21 protein-coding genes and 2 pseudogenes are annotated in these 17,128 nt (G+C 69.1%); 10 read left to right on the top strand and 13 right to left on the bottom strand.

Annotated elements, in window-relative coordinates; translation table 11 throughout:
• Window positions 1–430 precede the first annotated feature (430 nt).
• Both SY89_RS16595 and SY89_RS16590 read left to right on the top strand, forming a co-directional pair.
• Window positions 431–1,353, top strand: a pseudogene (locus tag SY89_RS16595) (DUF7846 domain-containing protein); the annotation flags it as partial.
• 92 nt (window positions 1,354–1,445) lie between these two features.
• Window positions 1,446–1,646 (top strand): hypothetical protein, encoded by a 201-nt coding sequence (locus SY89_RS16590; protein ID WP_054584141.1) that lies wholly within the window; start codon window positions 1,446–1,448, stop codon window positions 1,644–1,646.
• A 3-nt stretch (window positions 1,647–1,649) separates the two neighbouring features.
• Here SY89_RS16590 and SY89_RS10210 read toward each other — a convergent pair whose 3' ends face one another.
• The 6 genes from SY89_RS10210 to SY89_RS10185 all read right to left on the bottom strand — a co-directional run bounded on the left by SY89_RS10210 (window position 1,650) and on the right by SY89_RS10185 (window position 4,518).
• On the bottom strand, window positions 1,650–1,853 hold the full coding sequence (locus tag SY89_RS10210; RefSeq protein WP_054584140.1) for a hypothetical protein: 204 nt from the start codon (window positions 1,851–1,853) through the stop codon (window positions 1,650–1,652).
• 48 nt (window positions 1,854–1,901) lie between these two features.
• On the bottom strand, window positions 1,902–2,087 hold the full coding sequence (locus tag SY89_RS10205) for a hypothetical protein (RefSeq protein ID WP_054584139.1): 186 nt from the start codon (window positions 2,085–2,087) through the stop codon (window positions 1,902–1,904).
• Window positions 2,088–2,113: 26 nt separating this feature from the next.
• On the bottom strand, window positions 2,114–2,695 hold the full coding sequence (locus SY89_RS10200) for a CPBP family intramembrane glutamic endopeptidase (protein ID WP_204374445.1): 582 nt from the start codon (window positions 2,693–2,695) through the stop codon (window positions 2,114–2,116).
• 179 nt (window positions 2,696–2,874) lie between these two features.
• On the bottom strand, window positions 2,875–3,078 hold the full coding sequence (locus SY89_RS10195) for a helix-turn-helix transcriptional regulator (RefSeq protein WP_054584138.1): 204 nt from the start codon (window positions 3,076–3,078) through the stop codon (window positions 2,875–2,877).
• Between the two features lie 6 nt (window positions 3,079–3,084).
• The gene (locus SY89_RS10190; protein WP_054584137.1) at window positions 3,085–3,477 is read right to left on the bottom strand and encodes a hypothetical protein; all 393 of its coding nucleotides are present in this window, start codon (window positions 3,475–3,477) and stop codon (window positions 3,085–3,087) included.
• Window positions 3,478–3,816: 339 nt separating this feature from the next.
• On the bottom strand, window positions 3,817–4,518 hold the full coding sequence (locus SY89_RS10185; protein ID WP_054584136.1) for a dolichyl-phosphate hexose transferase: 702 nt from the start codon (window positions 4,516–4,518) through the stop codon (window positions 3,817–3,819).
• Window positions 4,519–4,628: 110 nt separating this feature from the next.
• Between SY89_RS10185 and SY89_RS10180 the strand changes: the two genes are divergently transcribed.
• The gene (locus SY89_RS10180; protein ID WP_054584135.1) at window positions 4,629–5,420 is read left to right on the top strand and encodes an SDR family oxidoreductase; all 792 of its coding nucleotides are present in this window, start codon (window positions 4,629–4,631) and stop codon (window positions 5,418–5,420) included.
• 13 nt (window positions 5,421–5,433) lie between these two features.
• Here the strand turns inward: SY89_RS10180 and SY89_RS10175 are convergent, their stop codons facing one another.
• Both SY89_RS10175 and SY89_RS18535 read right to left on the bottom strand, forming a co-directional pair.
• Entirely contained in the window at window positions 5,434–5,736 is a 303-nt protein-coding gene (locus tag SY89_RS10175; RefSeq protein ID WP_054584134.1) for a DUF7521 family protein, read from the bottom strand.
• Between the two features lies 1 nt (window position 5,737).
• Window positions 5,738–6,079 carry an ArsR/SmtB family transcription factor gene (locus tag SY89_RS18535; RefSeq protein WP_054584133.1) on the bottom strand — a complete coding sequence of 114 codons (342 nt, stop codon included), beginning with the start codon at window positions 6,077–6,079 and terminating at the stop codon, window positions 5,738–5,740.
• Window positions 6,080–6,185: 106 nt separating this feature from the next.
• On the opposite strand from SY89_RS18535, the gene SY89_RS17275 reads away from it, so the two are divergent.
• Both SY89_RS17275 and SY89_RS10160 read left to right on the top strand, forming a co-directional pair.
• Window positions 6,186–7,049 carry a type II CAAX endopeptidase family protein gene (locus tag SY89_RS17275; RefSeq protein ID WP_054584132.1) on the top strand — a complete coding sequence of 288 codons (864 nt, stop codon included), beginning with the start codon at window positions 6,186–6,188 and terminating at the stop codon, window positions 7,047–7,049.
• Window positions 7,050–7,074: 25 nt separating this feature from the next.
• On the top strand, window positions 7,075–7,398 hold the full coding sequence (locus SY89_RS10160) for a hypothetical protein (RefSeq protein WP_054584131.1): 324 nt from the start codon (window positions 7,075–7,077) through the stop codon (window positions 7,396–7,398).
• A gap of 398 nt (window positions 7,399–7,796) precedes the next feature.
• On the opposite strand, the gene SY89_RS10155 is transcribed toward SY89_RS10160, so the two are convergent.
• Window positions 7,797–8,384: an NAD(P)/FAD-dependent oxidoreductase gene (locus tag SY89_RS10155; protein WP_054584130.1), complete on the bottom strand. Its 588-nt coding sequence runs from the start codon at window positions 8,382–8,384 to the stop codon at window positions 7,797–7,799.
• Between the two features lie 171 nt (window positions 8,385–8,555).
• On the opposite strand from SY89_RS10155, the gene SY89_RS10150 reads away from it, so the two are divergent.
• The 3 genes and pseudogenes from SY89_RS10150 (at window position 8,556) to SY89_RS10140 (ending at window position 10,746) form a co-directional block, all read left to right on the top strand.
• Window positions 8,556–9,521, top strand: a complete 966-nt coding sequence (locus tag SY89_RS10150) for an ABC transporter ATP-binding protein (protein ID WP_054584129.1) — start codon at window positions 8,556–8,558, stop codon at window positions 9,519–9,521.
• A pseudogene (locus SY89_RS10145) lies at window positions 9,518–10,308 on the top strand (ABC transporter permease). Before SY89_RS10150 ends, SY89_RS10145 begins: the two are co-directional and overlap by 4 nt.
• Before the next feature lie 75 nt (window positions 10,309–10,383).
• The gene (locus SY89_RS10140) at window positions 10,384–10,746 is read left to right on the top strand and encodes a VOC family protein (protein WP_054584128.1); all 363 of its coding nucleotides are present in this window, start codon (window positions 10,384–10,386) and stop codon (window positions 10,744–10,746) included.
• On the opposite strand, the gene SY89_RS10135 is transcribed toward SY89_RS10140, so the two are convergent.
• Entirely contained in the window at window positions 10,743–11,846 is a 1,104-nt protein-coding gene (locus tag SY89_RS10135; protein ID WP_054584127.1) for an aminotransferase class V-fold PLP-dependent enzyme, read from the bottom strand. The genes SY89_RS10140 and SY89_RS10135 overlap by 4 nt on opposite strands.
• Before the next feature lie 42 nt (window positions 11,847–11,888).
• Window positions 11,889–12,674: a YqjF family protein gene (locus SY89_RS10130; RefSeq protein WP_054584126.1), complete on the bottom strand. Its 786-nt coding sequence runs from the start codon at window positions 12,672–12,674 to the stop codon at window positions 11,889–11,891.
• A gap of 104 nt (window positions 12,675–12,778) precedes the next feature.
• Here SY89_RS10130 and SY89_RS10125 point away from each other — a divergent pair, with 104 nt between their 5' ends.
• Together SY89_RS10125 and SY89_RS10120 are read left to right on the top strand one after the other, a co-directional pair.
• Window positions 12,779–13,744, top strand: a complete 966-nt coding sequence (locus tag SY89_RS10125) for a DUF4349 domain-containing protein (RefSeq protein WP_080506668.1) — start codon at window positions 12,779–12,781, stop codon at window positions 13,742–13,744.
• A 57-nt stretch (window positions 13,745–13,801) separates the two neighbouring features.
• Window positions 13,802–15,934 carry a S9 family peptidase gene (locus SY89_RS10120; protein WP_054584125.1) on the top strand — a complete coding sequence of 711 codons (2,133 nt, stop codon included), beginning with the start codon at window positions 13,802–13,804 and terminating at the stop codon, window positions 15,932–15,934.
• Here SY89_RS10120 and SY89_RS10115 read toward each other — a convergent pair whose 3' ends face one another.
• Window positions 15,935–16,390 carry a hypothetical protein gene (locus tag SY89_RS10115; RefSeq protein WP_054584124.1) on the bottom strand — a complete coding sequence of 152 codons (456 nt, stop codon included), beginning with the start codon at window positions 16,388–16,390 and terminating at the stop codon, window positions 15,935–15,937.
• Window positions 16,391–16,431: 41 nt separating this feature from the next.
• Window positions 16,432–16,995, bottom strand: a complete 564-nt coding sequence (gene hpt / locus SY89_RS10110) for a hypoxanthine/guanine phosphoribosyltransferase (RefSeq protein ID WP_054584123.1) — start codon at window positions 16,993–16,995, stop codon at window positions 16,432–16,434.
• Between the last annotated feature and the right edge of the window lie 133 nt (window positions 16,996–17,128).

Below are 17,128 nucleotides of genomic sequence, written 5' to 3'. Positions count from 1 at the left end.
GGCGGCTCGCGACTGTCGCCGGCGCCGCCATCGCCGTCGCCTTCGTCGCCCGCCCGTACACTGCCGTGCTGTTCGCCACACCGTTCATCCTCCACGCGATCGCGACGCTGGCCCGTTCGGGCGGCTGGCGCGCACCGCTTTCGCGGGTCGACGGGGTACGGTTCGGGCCGGTCGACGACGGGCAGCGGGCGCTGTTCGGCCGCCGGCTCGCGACTGCCGGCCTCGGTATCCTCGGCGTGCTCACCGCGCTGGGGTACAACGTTCTCGTCACGGGCGAGCCGCTCGTGTTCCCGTACCAGGCGTTCGCCCCCACGACGGGATCGGCTTCGGCCACCGGCAGATCCTGGGCCACGAGGAGACGTACACGCTCGCACTCGGGATCGAGTCGAACCGGCGCGTGCTCACCCAGCTGTTCACCGACTGGGTGGCGATGGGGACTGCGGGCGCCGTGCTCGCGGCCGCTGGCGTGCTGGCGACCGCCGGCTCGGCGATTCGCGGGTGGGTTCGTGACGCGCGAGACCGAGCGTCGACGGCGCTCGTGGCCCGCCGGGCGACCGTCGCCGGCATGTACCTCTCGATCGCGGCGGGCAACGTCGCGTTCTGGGGGAACTTCAACATCCTCGGCGCGCTCGGCGTCGAGGACGACGGGCTCATCCACAGCCTCGGGCCGTACTACCACTACGACCTGCTCGTCCCGACAGCCGTCTTCGGCGCCGTCGCGGCGGTGTGGGCGGCCGACTGGCTGGGAGCGGCCCTCGCGGGGCGACTCCCGGCGGTCGCCACGGGCCAGCGCGTTGCTGTCGCCGTGATCGTCGTCGCGGCGGGCGCCGGCGCGCCCGTCGCGGTCGCGGCCGCCGAGCGACCGATCGAGCACAACGCCGCTACCAGCGACGAACTCGCAGCCGCCTACGAGCCGTTCGAGCAGGCGGGCGGGCTCTCGGCCGGGAACGCCGCACTCGACGGCAACCGGACCGACGAGCGAACGCTCACCTTCCTCCCGCCGGTGTACGGCCCGTGGCTGAACCACCCGTTCCAGGCGGTGCGAAACGATCCCGGCTTCGACGGGCGCTCGTTGTACGCGCTCGGCGACGACGACGAACTCGACGTGGCTGCCGCGAACCCCGACCACGAGCTCCGGCGCTACGTGATTCGGGGGCGTGGAACCCCGTCGACGGCGAGGCTGTGACCGCCGAACTCCGGCCGGTCGAGCGCGTCTCGGGGGCGACGGTCCGACTCGACGCCGCCGTCGGTGTTCCCGAGAGTGCGGAGTCGGTCTCCATCCGGGCCGGCGGCGACGCCGGACAGACGTACGCCGCCGCGAACGCGAGCGCGGGGTCGCTGGAACTGACGCTCACTGTCGACGGGGGACGGCGACGCTCGCGGGCGAGGGGGTCCGGGAGTCGGGGACCTTCGCCGTCGAGGACCGCGACGAGCTCCGGGTCACCGTGTTCGTCTCGACCGGCCCGAGTACGGGGTACAGCTACCAGCTGGTGTTCCCGGTCGACACGAGCGGCGACGAGGTGCGCGCGCTGTCGCCGACGCGGGAGCGCTGTCCCGTGCCGGATCGCTGCGTGCCCGCGGGACTCGGGCCGTCGCCGCCGGGCCAGTTCGCGAACGCGACGGTCGAGTCGGTTTCGAGTGAGTGAGCGCTACTGCTGCTCCGGGTCGGCCCCGACGCGATTCCGGATCGGCTCCCACCACCACCGCCACTTCCAGACGAACAGCACGCCACCGAGCCACAACGCGGTCCACAGAACCCCGATCTTGCCGGTGTAGAGGCCGTACGACGGCACCACTACGAGGAGGGCGACGAACAAGAGCAGCTTCGTGGGGAGGAACTGGTCGCGGGACACGGATGACGGTTGCCCCGCCCCCGTCGTGAAACTACCTCTCCGGAAGCCCTACTCGTCGCCTGTGAAGAACAGGACGAACAGCGTCAGTCCTGTACACACCAGAAACAGCGGGTGTGGCTCGCCGGTCTTCCCGGTGTAGTACGCGGCTGCGGCGCCCGCCACGACCGCGAGCAGCGACAGCCCGATCTCTACTCGGTCGTCGATCGAGACGTTCAGAACGGATTTGTCGGTCATCGCTGGATGGATCGTCTGGTCGTCGGTTACGCGGTCAGTTCGGCGAAGCTGATCACCATCAGCGTCAGGTTGTACAGCCCGTGGGTGAGCACCGGCACCGCGACGTTGCCGGTTCGCTCGTAGGCGTACCCCCAGAGCAGCGAGACGACGCCGATCACCCCTGCGGCGAGTATCGTGCCGATGGCCGACCCGCCGAAGTTGAGGAGGTGCCAGCCCGCGAACAGCGTGCTCGCGCCAGTGATTGCCGGCCACGCGCCGAAGCGTTCCCGCAAGCGGCCCTGCACGGCACCGCGGAACAGTAGTTCCTCCGCGGGGGCGATCAGGATCACCGATGCGACCCCGATCATCAGCGCCAGCGAGGGATTCCCGGCGACCATCCCACCGATCGTCGACGTGACGCTCCCCGCCAGCGTCCGCCGGAGGGCCGTCAGGCCCAGCGCGGCAACGACCGACGCGAGGACGCTCGCGCCGACGAGAAGCGACTCGGTCCGCGACGGCAGACTCACGGGGACCGGCAGCGACCGCCAGCGGAGGTACCCGAGTGCGAACCCGAACACCAGCAGCTGCCCGGGAAGCCCGAGGGCGAACTGGAGCGTCCCGTCGTTCATCAACGCCTCGGGGCCGAGGGCGACGGCGGCGACTACCCCCCGACGAAGCCGGTGCCGAAGTTGATAGCCAAGCCAGCCACCGCCAGCCCGATCGCGACACTGATCGGGCGGAGGGTCGAGCGGTCGTCGGTCGATACGTCCGAACTGTGAGTCGTGGATGCCATCGTCGTTCGAGTGAGTCAGTCGTCGTCGGGTTCGTACGTGAAGACGTCCTCGATCGAACAGTCGAAGTAGCGGGCGAGCTCGAACGCGAGTTCGAGCGAGGGATCGTACCGCCCCCGTTCGATCGCGTTGATCGTCTGTCTCGCCACGTCGAGCTCCTTTGCGAGCTCCTCTTGGGTCACGTCGGCCTTCGCGCGCCAGACTTTGAGGTCGTTCTCCATGAGTGATCACATCTGCCGGCTGTAGTACCCCAGCGCGCCGACGAACGACCCGATGGCGACGACTGCGGCCCCGAGTAGCGCGTACTGGGTGGTGATTCCCGGGTCGGCGTAGTCGAGCAGCCCCGCGAACGTCACGAGCGTCGCCAACGTACTCATCCACGCTGCGGCGCCGGCCCGAAAGGTGAGGCGGCTCATGCGCTCGTCGCTCATGAGGCGACCCCACGCCCTGTCGTCGAGGAACAGCGCCATCACGAGGATCGTCCCCCAAGCGAGAGCCGAGCCACCGAGCACGAGGCCGACGGCGAGCCGCTGCGACGACGCCAGATCGGCGCCGACGGTTGCGAGACCCATGCCGATCACCATCAACACGATCGGAACGTCCCGTTGTACTGTCACCATCGTGTGTCGGGTGTACCTGACATAGTGTAATAAGCATTTTCCATTATGTGGCGTAGGGGCTCCATTCAGTCGCATATAGCTGTCGTCCCGGGGAGGTGGCAGCCGCTATCAACGATCGCGCGCCTCGATGGGGAACGGCCGGTAGCGGAGAAAACGAGGTGATCGGCGTGGTTAGTGAGGGAGCGTCGTTCCGTCACGATCGCCGGAACCGACGGCCGCCGACTACGTTCGAGGCGGCGGTTCCGCGCTCCCGGTCCCGGTAGGTCCGCCTGTCGGCAGTCGTCCCCCGTCGGTGTCGACGACACGAGCCGGCGCGCTGGCGGCTGCGAGATCCGGCGCTCAGAAGAGATGCGTCAACTGCCGCTTGCGCTCCTGGGCACAGACCCGGAGGATCGAGCCGGCGATCTCCGCGCCGCCGGAGAACGGATCGAGCTTCGTCTCGCCGAGCCGTTCGTCGTAGGCGATCGGCTCCTCGCGCACGTCGTAGCCGCGCATGACCGGACGGATCAGCAGTTCCGCGGAGAGCCCGGTGTTCTCCGTCCAGGTGATCTCCTCGATCACGTCCTCGTGGTAGGCACGCATCCCCGTCGTCACGTCGTGCATGTGGTCGCCGGCGAGCACGCTCGACAGTCCGGCGAAGGCGTAGTTGCCGAAGCGGTTCAGCGCCGGCATCGTGTCGGCGCCGTGGTACAGTCGATCGCCGCTGACCACGTCGTACCCCTCGTTGATCAGGTCGAGGAAATCCGGGATGCGATCCATCGGGTAGGTGCCGTCGCAGTCGGTCGTGATCCGCACGGGGTTGGTGGCGGAGAGCAGCGCCTTACAGACCGCGTAGCCGTACCCCTGGGGCTCCTGCTCGATCACGGTCGCGCCGTGGTCGCGGGCGATCTCGGCGGTGCCGTCGGTGGAGCTGTCGACGACGACGACCTCCGCCTGCCCGTCGGTCGCCGCCTCGATGTCCTCCAGCACTGGGCCGATCGCTTCGGCCTCGTTGTAACTGCCCATCACGACGCTTACGTCTTCGAGCCCGTAGTCGCTCATGGATCGATCGTCGGTCCGGACTGGTTTAGGCTTGCCGAAAAGCCTCGAGAAACCCCCCAGACGTTTCCGGAGCGAATCGGCTTTAAGGGTTCACGGGGCAACGGTCGGGTATGGATCTCGAACTCGACGGCACGAGTGCGCTAGTGACGGCATCGAGCAGCGGCCTCGGCAAGGCGTCGGCGACGGCGCTGGCCCGCGAGGGCGCGAACGTCGTCGTCAACGGCCGCGACGAGGAGCGACTCGCCGAGGCCGTCGACGAGATCGACGCCGTCGGCGACGGCGAGGTCGTCGGCGTCCAGGGCGATCTGACCGAGAAAGCCGACATCGAGCATCTCGTCGAGCGCACCGTCGAGGAGTTCGGCGGCATCGACACGCTGGTCACCAGCGCCGGCGGCCCGCCCAGCGGGGCGTTCATGGACACCGACGACGAGGACTGGTACCAGGCGTTCGACCTGCTGGTGATGAGCGCGGTCCGGACGGTTCGAGCCGCCGCCCCGCACCTCAAGGAGTCCGATCAGGGGACGATGACGTTCGTCACCTCCCGCTCGGTGAAGGAGGCCATCGACTCGCTGGTGCTGTCGAACTCCGTCCGGATGGCCGTGATCGGCCTCGAGAAGACGCTCTCGAGGGAGCTCGCGCCCGAGGTCCGCTCGAACGCGGTGCTGCCGGGCCCCCACGAGACCTCCCGGATCGAGGATCTGGTCGAGCAGGCCGTCGACCGCGGCGACTACGAGAACTACGAGGAGGGGCTAGCCGACTGGGGCGACGGCATCCCCGTCGAGCGCATCGGCGACCCGATGGAGCTGGGCGACGCCGTCGCGTTCCTCTCCTCGCCGAAGTCCTCCTACATCAACGGCGTCGCGCTGCCCATCGAGGGCGGTGCCGGCGCGAGCAACCTCTAAGGCTGATTGGAGGCTACGGCTCCATCCGGAGCGCGTAGATGATGCAGAGCAGCCCCCCGATTTCGAGCGTCTGGATGACTGTCTGCACGACCGGCGCCGGGAGCGACGGGAACAGGAGCGAAACCGCCACGACCGGGAGGGGGAGACCGAGGATGATGCCGAAACCGATCGCCAGATACAGCATCGGTCGGCTGTCGTTGCGTCGGTAGCCACGGTAGGCGAGGTAGGCGATGAACAGACCCAGCGCCGCGCCGACCAGCTCGTAGGCCTGCAGGAACGGACGGAGCGTCTCGCCGATCTGGAGTAGTCCGAGCATCTCAGATCCCCTCGATCAGTCGGGTGAACCGGTCGGACATGTCCTCCCGGCGGTCGATTTCGAGCCGGAGTTCGCCGTCGACGAGCTCGACGGTCACGCGCCGAAGGTTCGGCGCGTACACCTGTTTGTGGTGTCCGTCCACCGGATCCGGCCGGGTCTGTTCTTCGATCAGGTTGTGCTCCCGGAGCCGCTCCAGCCGGCGGTAGATGGTGGGCCCCGACGCGTCACACCGTTGTTCGAGTTCGCTTGCGGACATGGGTTCTCGACTCGTCCGAGTGAGGATAGCCCGGGCTGTCTCGTCCTCCAGCACCCCCGCGACGGCTTCGATCTCCACCTCACTCACTGTGGCCCAGTTGTCGCCGAAAGTACCTAAAGAGCTATCGAACGCTTCAGCGGCTGAAGCGCTGGCTCCGGGTCTATGGAGCGCCGCCTCGAAGCCGGGTGTACCGATGGTGTCCCGCTCACTCGACGCAGTCGATCGGTATCCGGCGGTAACGTACTTCGGACTCACGCTCGCTCTCTCGTGGGGCGTGTGGCTCCCCCTCCTCTCGGCGGTCGACGGGCCGATGGGCAGAATCGCGGCGATCCCGGGTGCGTTCGGGCCGTTGGCGGCCGCCGCCGTCGTGATCCGCCTTCGCGGCGAGTCAGTCCGGGACTGGCTCGCATCGACGTTCGATTGGCGGCGCTCGCCGCGGTGGTACGCTGCCGCGCTGGCGGTTCCCATCGGCGTCAGTGTCGCGATGGGCGCCGTCATGATCGCACTGACTGGCGGCGTCGACGAGTCGAGGGTCGCGCCCGCACTCGGCGGTTTCGCGATCAACGTGGTGTTCGCCACGCTCCTCGGCGGCGGACAGGAGGAGTTCGGCTGGCGTGGGTTCGCCCTCCCCCATCTGCAGGCGCGCTACAGCGCGCTGTCCGCGAGCGTCGTCGTCGGTGCCGTCTGGGCGTTGTGGCACGCACCGATGTTCGCCTTCGGCGTGTACGACATGTCGCCGGCGGGGTACGCAGCGTTCGTCGTCGTCGCTTCGGTCCTGTTCACGTGGCTGTACAACAGCTCTCGGGGCTGCGTGCCCGCAGCAGTCCTGATGCACGGGACGCTCAACGCGAGCGTGAACGTTCCGCTGCAGGTCGTCGGCGGTCCGTCGGCGCTGCCTGTCCCGTTTAGCGCGCTGCTCGTCGGCGGCTTCGGCCTCCTGGCGCTCGTACTCGTGGGTAGCTACGGTCCCAAGTCACTCGCTGGTGACGTTGGAGATCCCCGGCGTGGCCGCGTGACCAGGCTGATCGAGGATCGGCGGTCGACACAACGGCGGTGAGCGAGGCGTGAGACCGGCACGCCGCATGCTTCCAGAGCTCTCCTCGCTCGGACTGGTCGTCGCGACTGTCGCTGCCGGCGTCCTCGTCGCGCCCGCGCTCCCCGAGCAGATGATCGTCGGCTGGCACGTGGGGATCGACGGGCAGATCAGGCTCACGCGCGGCCCCCGCCTGCTCGGACTGACCGCGATCCCTGCAGTCTCGGCCACGCTGTACGTCGCGCTCCGGACCACGCGCCTCGTCGTCGACGGGGCGGTCGGCGTCGATGCCCGCCTGTTCGAGCTGCTGGCCCACCTCGTGCTCGCGTCACTGGCGGTCGGGCAGGCGTGGCTGCTCGTGGTCAATCTCTGACTCGGGGGCACGTAGTTGGTGGGACGACGCGGAGAACGGCGTACGGCTGTCGCTCAGTGTGTTGAGCGGACGGGGTAGGCCAGTCAGCCTACCCGACGTGCAGAGCACGCGGGGCGAAAGGGACTGCTGACCGTGCCGTCCACCTCTCACTCCCCGCTATCGCTACAAAACCCCTCCGATACACCGACCCGAAAACGGGCCGCGGGGCTCGGCGCCCGGGAACGCGAGCTACTCCGTCGGGAGCGGCTCCCCACACCCCGGGCACTCCGTATCGACGATGGTCACTTCGCGGTCACACGCCGGGCAGTACGCCCGGTAGCACGCGTCGTCGCCCATGGCCAGCCGTTCGGCCGCTCGGGAGAACCCCGTTTGCCGTAACCGTTCTCGACGGCGGGCGCTTACGCCTCGTCGACCATGCCGCCGAACGCCGAGTCGGCGTCGGCGGGCACGTCGAAGTCGTGGAAGTGTTCGCCCTTCTCCTTGCTCAGGATGTTGAGCGCGGCGGCGGCGCCGTCGCCCGCGGAGATCACCGCCTGCCACTCCTCGGCGCGGACCATCGCGCCCGTCGCGTAGGCGTCGTCGACGCTGGTCTCCATCGTCACGTCGGCGTCGACGACCCCCTCGTCGGTGAGCGCACAGCCCAACTCCTCCGCGAGGTCACGGCTCGCCCCGGTCGCGAGCACGACGTACGGCGCCTCGTACTCCCCGGCCTCGGTCGTGACGCCGAAGCCGTCGCCGCTCTCGGCCACGCCGGTGACCGCCTCGCCCTGCTTGCGCTCGACGCCGAAGTTGTCGACCTGGTTCCGGAGGGTGTCCATGTACACGCTGCCGTCCTGTGACCCGATACCCGGGTAGTTGAACAGGTGGGCCTTGTGCATCCACGTCTCGTCGGTGTCGAACACCGTGGTCTCGAGCCCGTTCTTCTCAGCGAACAGTGCCGCACTCAGGCCGGCGGGGCCGCCGCCGACGACGATTACGTCAGTCACGGCCGCTAGTTCGGCCGCTCGGCCCCTAACTCTTTCCACGGTGGCAGGTGTGAACGCGACGCAGTCGCGGCCGCCGTCGGGCCCTTCTCGCTGGCCGCCGGGGCCGTGTCGGCCTGCCCGCCCGGCCGACGAGAGCGAACGCTTTACCCGCCGTCGCAGCACATCTCGACTATGGACGCGGCAGTCGTCGCTGAGAACGTGACGAAGCAGTACGGCGACACCGTCGCCGTCGACGACGTCTCGCTGTCGGTGCCCGCCGGGACGGTGTTCGGCCTCATCGGCCCCAACGGCGCCGGCAAGACCTCCCTCGTGCGCTGTCTCACCGGAACGACCGACTCTACGGGCGAGGTGTCGCTGCTGGGCTCGGAGCCGACGCACGTCGAGCGCGCCCGGATCGGGCTCCTCCCGCAGTCGTTCTCGCCGCCGGAACGCCTGACGGTTCGGGAGCTGCTGGGCTACTACGCGAACCTCTACGACGAGGCGCGTGACGTGGACTCGGTCCTCTCCGAGGTCGGCCTCGACGACGCGGCGGACACGTGGTACGAGGAGCTCTCGGGCGGGCAGCAACGGCGGGCCTGCGTCGGGATCACGCTGGTCAACGACCCCGACGTGTTGTTCCTCGACGAGCCGACCACCGGGATCGACCCCACGGGCCGGCGTGACCTCTGGACGCTGATCGAGGATCTCACGGCCGAGGGCACCACCGTCTTCCTCACCAGCCACTCGATGGACGAGGTCGAGCGACTCGCCGATCAGGTGGCGATGCTCGCGGACGGCCGGGTGATCGCCGAGGGCACGCCAAGCGCGCTCGTCGCCGAACACGGCGGCGACTCGCGGCTGGTCGTCCGAACCGAGGCCAGCGCGGACCGGCTCGCCGACACCGAGTTCCGGGTCGAGGCCTCGGCGGGCCGGCTCACGTTCCACGGCGTCGACGCGACACGGATCGACGACGCCGTCGACGCGCTCACGACCGCGGGGATCGAGTACGAGTCGTTCACGTGGACGGAGCCGACGCTCGAGGACGTGTACCTCGAACTCACGGGCCGAGCGTTCCGGGGCGGGCCAGCGAGCGGATCGGCGGGTGAGCAGACATCGGCGCCACAGCCCGACGCCGAACCCGCGGAGGTGGAGCGATGAGCCGACTCGGGCGGATCGCCAGCGAGTCCCGGGCGGGCGCGAAGGCGTTCCTGCGCCGGCGGACGGCGGTGTTTTTCACCTTCTTCTTCCCGGTGATCATCGTCCTCATCTTCGGCGTGCTCGTCGGCACCCAGCCCACCGGCGGCGGCCTGTTCGCGGAGCCGCCGGGCTACTACCTCCCCGGCTATCTCGCCGTCGTCGTGCTGTTCACGCCGCTGTCGCGGGTGGGAAGCGAGTTCGCGCGCCACCGCGAGGGGAGCCGTTTCGAGAAGCTGGCGACGACGCCGCTCCGGCGCTGGGAGTGGCTGTTCGCGCACACCCTGGTGAACGTGCTCGTCATCGGCGCCGCCTCGCTGCTGATCTTCGGGCTCGTGGTCGCGCTGGTCGACGTTCAGATCGCCGTCGGCGCCCACCTCCTCTTGCTGGTGCCCTTCGTCGCACTGGGGTGGCGCTGTTCTGCGGGCTCGGGGCGATCCTCGGCCGGCTCGCGGACTCCCAGGACGGCGTCATCGCCGCGAGCAACTCCGTGGCGCTGCCGCTGCTGTTCCTCTCGGAGACGTTCGTCACGCCCGACCTGCTCCCGTCGTGGTTCCGCCCGATCACGAACCTCTCGCCGCTCACCTACTTCGCCCGGGGTGTCCGCTATCTGACGTACGAGCAGGGTTCGGTCCCCGTCGTCGGCGCGACGGACCCCACGACGCTCGCGCTGTTCCAACTGGGCGTGTTGGCAGTGCTCTCGCTCGTGTTCTTCGTCGTCGGCGCCTACGCCGTGCCGCGGACGGACTGAACTCCCGGGCCGGGCTCGTCGCCCGCCGCGGCTGGGAGCGCCGAGATTTATACGACCGCCGCGAGCAGGAGAGGTATGGCCGAGCCAGAGCGCCCGCCCGAGGCGGCCGGGGGTATCGTGTTCTTCCGAACCGAGCACCGCGAGCAGGTGGTCGACTGGTACCGCGACACCGTCGGTGCGGAGACGTGGCTCGAACAGCCGGGCTGTACGATCCTCGCGTTCGAGGGGTTCCGGTTCGGGTTCTGTGACGGCGAGGAGACGGAGACCGAAGGGATCCTGACGTTCGTGTACGACGACGCCGCGACCGTCGACGCGATGCACGAGCGCGTGGGCGAGGCGGCCGACGAGGAGCCACACGAGAACGAGACGTACGACATCTACCAGTTCTTCGCGACCGATCCGGACGGCCGGACGGCGGAGTTCCAGACGTTCCGCTAGTCGAGCGCCGCCAGGAGTTCGTCGACCTCGTCGGCCGTGTTGAACGCGTGGGTCGACGCCCGAACCGCGTCGGGGTCGGGCACCGTCCGGACGTAGATATCCTTCTCCGCGAGTCGATCGACCGTGGCCTCGGGGTCGTCGACGGCGAACGTCACCAGCCCGGACTCGTACGCCTTCGGCGAGATGAGCCGATCGCCGAGCCCGACTTTCAGTCGGTTGGACAGGCGCTCGATCTCGGACTGGACCGTGTCGAAGCCGATCGACTCGACGATCTCGATCGCGGCTTCGGCGCCGACGTAGGGGGCGGGGCTGGTCGTGCCGACGTCGAACCGCATCGCGCCGGGTTTGAACGCCGGCTCGTCGGCACCGGGATCGTCGACAGATCGGTAGCCGACCTGTGCCGGCCGGAGCGTCTCGGCCACCTCGCGGTCGACGTAGAGCACGCCCGCGCCCCAGGGGCCGAGGAGCCACTTGTGGCAGGCGCCGACGACGAAGTCGGCACCCCACTCCCGAACGTCGAGGGGCTGCTGGCCGAACGTCTGGACCGCGTCGACGAGCACGAGACAGTCGTGGTCGTGGGCGATCTCGACGATCTCCGCGATCGGGAGCGCCGTGCCGTAGTTCCAGGTGATCGAACTCAGACAGAGCAGCCGCGCGTCGGCGACGGCCTCGCTCAGCGCGTCCAGATCGATACGGCCGCCTTCGGTCTCGAGGACCCGCACGTCCACGCCGCGGTCCCGGAGGTTCCACCAGGGGAGAATGCCCGCGCTGTGCTCCAGATCCGTCCGGACGACCGTGTCGCCGCGCTCCCAGTCGATCGCGGCCGCGATCCGGGCGATCCCGTCGGAGGTGCTCTCGGTGAGTGCGATCTCCTCGGTGTCGGCGTTGAGGAAGTCGGCGAACGTCTCGCGAGCGCCGTCCAGCGCGCCGAAGGCGGCGGGGTAGGCGCCCTCGTTCACCGGCGCCTCGGTCTCGTGGTAGGCGACGAACTCGGAGACGGCGTCGACGACTGACTGGCTCGCGGGCCCTGACGCGCCCGTGTTGAGGTACGTCCCTGATTCACAGACGGGGATGTCGGCTCGGAGTTCCTCGGGGGTCATGGAGGCGTTCCGAACCGGAGCCACCTGAATCTGCCGTCGCCGTCAGTCGACTCGCCGGATCCGATCGGCCTCGACGGCGATCCCGGGCGAGTAGTGGGCCAACGGCTCGGTGTCGGGGCGCTCGAACCCGTTGGCGGCGAAGAGGTTCGTCGACCGGAGGTCGAGATCGGCTTCGTACAGGCCCCAGGGGAGGTGTGCCACGTCGCCGTAGAACAGCTCCGGGTCGGTCGCTCCTCCAGCGGCATCCCCCCTGGCCTCGCCGCTGCCCGGCGAATCCACGTCCCCCTCGGCGAGGTAGAACCGGTAGTTCTCTACGAGGAAGCGTTCCAGCGTCCCCGCCTCGGGGAGGAACCGGTCGCCCTCGGGGCCGTAGCTGGCGTCGAAGTACGCGTCCGGTTCGCCCTGGTGAGCGCGGTGGCTGGTGAAGTCGACGTGGCGTTCGTAGGGGCCGGTCTCGCCCGGGTACGCGCCGGTGCGGTCGATCGCCATGTGCGCGCGGTAGTACGGGAGCCGGTAGAACTGCCGCGCGACCCGGACGCTGACCCGGTCGGCCGCATCGAGGTTGAAGAAGTAGATCCCCTCGGCACCGTCCGGCCCCTCGACGTACGTCCGGAGGTTCACTTCGCCGAAACTGAGCCCCAGCGGCCGCGGGACGCCACGCGGCCGGATATCCTCCATCACGAACGCGACGATGCCCAGCCACGCGCTGCCGTCGTGGGTGCGGGGCGTGACCCCCGGTGGCAGCCGCTGTTCGACGACGGCGGCGTCGACGGGCCAGTGGGCGAACAGCGCGTCTCGCCAGTCCATCGAGACGTAGTGGCGCTCCATAGCGGCTGTACGGTCGAGGGCCCTTTGCCGGTGTCGGTGGCATGAGTCAAACGGTTCTTTGTGGCTAGCCAACCCTTTACCCAGTCCCGGACACAGAGGTCGGTATGCAACGGAATCGCGCACTCGCCGCGGTCGGGCTCGCCTTCCTGCTCGTGCTCGCGGGCTGTACGGGCGCGGGCAACGGCGGCGACGGCGCTACCCAGGCGTCACTCGACGGCGACGACCCCGAGTACGAGGAGGCGACCGGGACGCCGGTCGAGAAGGCTGACGACGCGGCGTCGGCGAGCGAGCGGATGCGGATCTACACCGCCCGGCTCACGGTCCGCGTCGACGCGTTCGAGGCGAGTCGGTCGAACCTCTCGACGGCTGTCTCGACCCACGGCGGCTACGTCGGGAACTCCCAGATCTTCACCAACGAGCGGGGCGATCGAACCTACCGCGACGGGGAGTTCACCTACCGCGTCCCCGCGGAGAACTACTCGGCGTTCCTCGAGGCCGTCCGCGCGGAGGGCGCGGTCGTCCGCGAGGAGGAGAACGTCCAGGACGTGACCGGACAGCACGCCGACCTGGAGGCTCGACTGGAGAACCTCCGCGCCGAGCGTGACCGACTGCGCGAACTGTACGAGCAGGCCAACGACACCGAAGACGTGCTCGCGGTCCAGCGCGAACTCTCCGACGTCCAGGGCGAGATCGAACGCACCGAGGCCCGCCTCGAGAGTCTGGAGAACCGCGTCGCCTACGCGACCGTCACCGTCGAACTCCGCGAGGAGCGACCGGACGACCCGAGCGCCGGCGACCGCTGGTACGACACCGGTGTGGTGGCGGCGTTCCTCGAGTCAGTCGACGGGGCGATCGTCGCGCTCCGCGCGCTGGTCGTCGGGATCGCCTACGCGCTCCCGTACCTGATCGCCTTCGGCGTCCCGCTGATCGGGCTCGGACTCGTGTTCACGCGGTTCGTCGTCGGCGGGCGCCCTTCGATCCGGGGCGGCGACGCGAGCGAGGAAGCACCGCCAGACGAAGAAGCGCCACCCAGTGAGTCGGCGCCGCCGAGCGACGACGAGTCCGAGTAGTCCCACGCCCTACCGCTTGCCGAACCCTTTTCGCGATGCCGGCTAACGTCGCGGGTGATGAGCGAACTCCCACTCGACGCGTACTACGACCTCACACAGGTCGGCGAGGTCGCCGTCTCCCCGGACGGGGAGCGGGCGGCGTTCACGACCACCGAGTACGACCCCGACGCCGACGAGTCGGTCGCCTCGCTGTTCGTCGTCCCCACCGACGGCAGCCGCGACCCGCACCGACTCACCCGGGTCGCCGGCGCGAGCAGCCCGCAGTGGTCGCCCGACGGCGACCGACTGGCCTTCCTCGCGGCCCGCGACGAGGACAACGACCTCCGGGTCGGGCGGGAGAGCGAGGACGAGGAGGACGAGGACGACGAAGGCGAGAACGGCGGAAACGGAGCCAACGGCGAGGAGGAGCCCAAGTCGCAGGTCTGGACGTTCGACCTCGCGCTGGGCGGCGACGCCGCCCAGCTCACGGCGTTCGAGGAGGGCGTCCGCGAGTTCGACTGGGCGCCCGACGGCGAGCGCCTCGTCGTCACCGCTCGTGACCCGACCGACGCCGAATCGGCGTACCTCGAGAACCGCCGGGACGGCGGCCCCGTCGAGACCGAGCGCGTCCAGCACAAACTCGACGGCGCCGGCTACCTCGACACCGTCACCAGCTACCTGTTCGTCGTCGGCGAGGACGCCGTCCGTGGCGGCGACGCCGCGGACGCCGAGTCCGCACGGAAGCTCGAGGACGCCTACGGCCGCGGGGCGTTCGAGGGGCTGAGCGGCCTCCAGCCCGACTGGGGCGAGGACGGGATCGCCTTCGTCTCCTACCGGGGCGAGGATCCCGACAGCACGCTCGTCACCGACGTGTTCACCGTCTCGCCGGAGGGTGGGGAGGCGACGGCGATCACCGACGGCGACATGACCTGCAACAGTCCGACGTGGTCGCCCGACGGCGAGCGGCTCGCGTTCTCGGCCGGCGACGACACGAACTGGTGCATCCCGACGGAGGCCCGCGTCTGGGACGGCGAGGAGCACGTCTCGGTCACGGACGACCTCGACCGCACGCTCGCCCGGGGCTCGTCGTTCCAGTGGGTCGACGACGAGACGTTCTACACGCTGGTCGGCGACGAAGCCAGAACCCGGGTGCTCGAGTGCGACGCGGTCGACGCCGACTGGGAGCGAACGTTCGAGGCCCAGGGCGACGACCGTGCCGTCGCGGGGTTCTCGATCGACGGCGACACGGCCGTGCTGGGGCTCTCCCACCCCAGCGAGGGGCACGATCCGTACGCGCTGCCCGTCGACGATCTCGACGCCGCGGAGGAGCCGGAGTCGCTGACCCGCCTCTCGGCGGTGAACGCTGACCTGACCGAGGAGTACGAGATGCCCGAGGTTCGGCGCGTCACCTTCGAGAACGACGGCTGGGAGATATCCGGCGTGCTGTATCACCCGCCGGAGTACGAGCCCGGCGAGTCCGACCCGGCGCCGACGGTGTGTGCGATCCACGGCGGCCCCGTCTCCTACGACGAGCCGGTGTTCGACTTCACCCACGCGGCGTTCACTTCGCGTGGCTATCTCGTTTTCCGCCCGAACTACCGCGGGGGCTCCTCGTTCGGCCGGAAGTTCTGTGAGACGCTCCACGGCCAGTGGGGGACCGTCGAAGCCAGCGACATCGCCGCCGGGATCGAGGATCTCGTCGACCGCGGCTGGACCGACCCGGACCGCGTGTTCGGCCACGGCTTCTCCTACGGCGGGATCGCGCAGGGCTACCTGGTCACCCAGTACCCAGACCTGCTCACCGCCGCGGCCCCGGAACACGGGATCTACGACCTGCGCTCGGCCTACGGCACCGACGACTCCCACATCTGGATGGAGAACGAGTACGGCTACCCGTGGGAGAACCAGGACGCCATCGACGCCTCCTCGGCGATCACCGACATCGGCAACGTGGAGACGCCGTTGCTCGTCGCCGCCGGCGGCGAGGACTGGCGCTGCCCGCCCTCCCAGTCCGAACAGCTCTACGTCGCCGCCCAGCAGGCCGGCGCGGAGTGTCGGCTCGTCGTCTACGGCGACGAACACCACAACGTCGGCGATCCGGACCGCGCGATCCACCGACTGGAGGAGATTACGTCGTGGTACCGCCGCCACGACCCCGACGTGACGGATCCCGACGCCGACGATCCCCACGACCGGGCGGCCGAGGAGTAGTCACTCTTCCTGCCACTTTCTGCGGGCCCGTTCGAGCCCGCCCTCCCCACGCTGGCCGTGGAGCGTCGGTGCGCTGAACCCCGCGACCAGGGCGACGAACGCGAGCACCGCGAGTACGGAGAGTAGCGGCGTCGGCTGTCGGAGCACCGCCATCCCGACGCCGGAGGCCCAGAGCAGGAAGCCGTACACCGCAGCGACGATCAGCGAGAGCAGCACGCCGAGTTCGTCGAACGCCCTGACCGCGTAGCCCAGCGTCGCCGCCACGAACACGAACGGCACCGGCGCGAACGACCGCAGCGCGAACCCCCCGCCGACGGCGACGAACACGACGACGAAGGGAACGACGAGTAGTGGCACCAGTCGCAGGAGCGCCGCCCAGAACGACCAGTACGTCACCGGCTGCTCGACGGTCAGCCAGCGGTTCAGGCGCTCCGGCAGCCACGGCACGCTGGTCATGCCTCTGCTGACGGGGGAAGCCCTAAAACGTGTTCGTTGAATTACCCGTCGCCGTCCTCGTCGACGATGACGACTTCGCCGTCCTCGACGCGGACGTTGATGAGGGATTTGTAGTCGACTTCGCCGTCGAGTTCGTTCTCGCCGGCCTTCTTGATCACGGTGAGCACGTCGGACACTTCGGCGCCGATGCCGTCGAGCGCCTCACAGATCGCCGAGAGCGTGCCGCCCGTCGAGAGCACGTCGTCGATCACCAGCACCGAGTCGCCCTCCTGGACGTCGTTGATGAACATCTCCGACTCCGAGTAGCCGGTCTGCTGGGAGAGCGATACTTCGCCGTCGAGTCCGTACTCGCGCTTCCGGATGACCACGATCGGCACGTCGCTCATCAGCGAGAGCGCCGTGGAGATATGGATCCCCATCGCCGCCGGGGTGACGATCTTGTCGACGTCTTCGAGTTCGACCTTCCGGGCGATCTTGATGCTGATCTCGCGCAGGAGGCTCGGATGAAGCGTCGGAATGCCGTCGCTGATCGGGTGGACGAAGTACTGGTACTCGCCTTTCTCGATGATCGGCGCTTCGAGGAGCGACCGACGGAGTTGATCCATGTCGCCCGTTCCGGAGGTGAGGGGTAAAACGTGGCGGTCTTCGTCGGTGGCGTGAATGGTGGACACGCCGCAGCCCACTCGGAGCGCCCACTGCCGCCGATTTCCACGATGCAAAGAGTGATACGGGCCCAAC

This window comes from Halolamina pelagica, from assembly GCF_001307315.1.
GTDB classification, from domain to species: Archaea; Halobacteriota; Halobacteria; order Halobacteriales; family Haloferacaceae; genus Halolamina; species Halolamina pelagica_B.
Note: the sequence above shows the minus strand (reverse complement) of the source record. Positions and strands in the feature narration are given on the sequence as shown.

Bases quoted from the DNA above. Each gene is read 5' to 3' on its own strand.
- SY89_RS10205 (WP_054584139.1), bottom strand. From the start codon at position 2,087: ATGACCGACAAATCCGTTCTGAACGTCTCGATCGACGACCGAGTAGAG.
- SY89_RS10200 (WP_204374445.1), bottom strand. From the start codon at position 2,695: ATGAACGACGGGACGCTCCAGTTCGCCCTCGGGCTTCCCGGGCAGCTG.
- SY89_RS10195 (WP_054584138.1), bottom strand. From the start codon at position 3,078: ATGGAGAACGACCTCAAAGTCTGGCGCGCGAAGGCCGACGTGACCCAA.
- SY89_RS10190 (WP_054584137.1), bottom strand. From the start codon at position 3,477: ATGGTGACAGTACAACGGGACGTTCCGATCGTGTTGATGGTGATCGGC.
- SY89_RS10185 (WP_054584136.1), bottom strand. From the start codon at position 4,518: ATGAGCGACTACGGGCTCGAAGACGTAAGCGTCGTGATGGGCAGTTAC.
- SY89_RS10180 (WP_054584135.1), top strand. From the start codon at position 4,629: ATGGATCTCGAACTCGACGGCACGAGTGCGCTAGTGACGGCATCGAGC.
- SY89_RS10175 (WP_054584134.1), bottom strand. From the start codon at position 5,736: ATGCTCGGACTACTCCAGATCGGCGAGACGCTCCGTCCGTTCCTGCAG.
- SY89_RS17275 (WP_054584132.1), top strand. From the start codon at position 6,186: ATGGTGTCCCGCTCACTCGACGCAGTCGATCGGTATCCGGCGGTAACG.
- SY89_RS10160 (WP_054584131.1), top strand. From the start codon at position 7,075: ATGCTTCCAGAGCTCTCCTCGCTCGGACTGGTCGTCGCGACTGTCGCT.
- SY89_RS10150 (WP_054584129.1), top strand. From the start codon at position 8,556: ATGGACGCGGCAGTCGTCGCTGAGAACGTGACGAAGCAGTACGGCGAC.
- SY89_RS10140 (WP_054584128.1), top strand. From the start codon at position 10,384: ATGGCCGAGCCAGAGCGCCCGCCCGAGGCGGCCGGGGGTATCGTGTTC.
- SY89_RS10135 (WP_054584127.1), bottom strand. From the start codon at position 11,846: ATGACCCCCGAGGAACTCCGAGCCGACATCCCCGTCTGTGAATCAGGG.
- SY89_RS10130 (WP_054584126.1), bottom strand. From the start codon at position 12,674: ATGGAGCGCCACTACGTCTCGATGGACTGGCGAGACGCGCTGTTCGCC.
- SY89_RS10125 (WP_080506668.1), top strand. From the start codon at position 12,779: ATGCAACGGAATCGCGCACTCGCCGCGGTCGGGCTCGCCTTCCTGCTC.
- SY89_RS10120 (WP_054584125.1), top strand. From the start codon at position 13,802: ATGAGCGAACTCCCACTCGACGCGTACTACGACCTCACACAGGTCGGC.
- SY89_RS10115 (WP_054584124.1), bottom strand. From the start codon at position 16,390: ATGACCAGCGTGCCGTGGCTGCCGGAGCGCCTGAACCGCTGGCTGACC.
- hpt (WP_054584123.1), bottom strand. From the start codon at position 16,995: ATGGATCAACTCCGTCGGTCGCTCCTCGAAGCGCCGATCATCGAGAAA.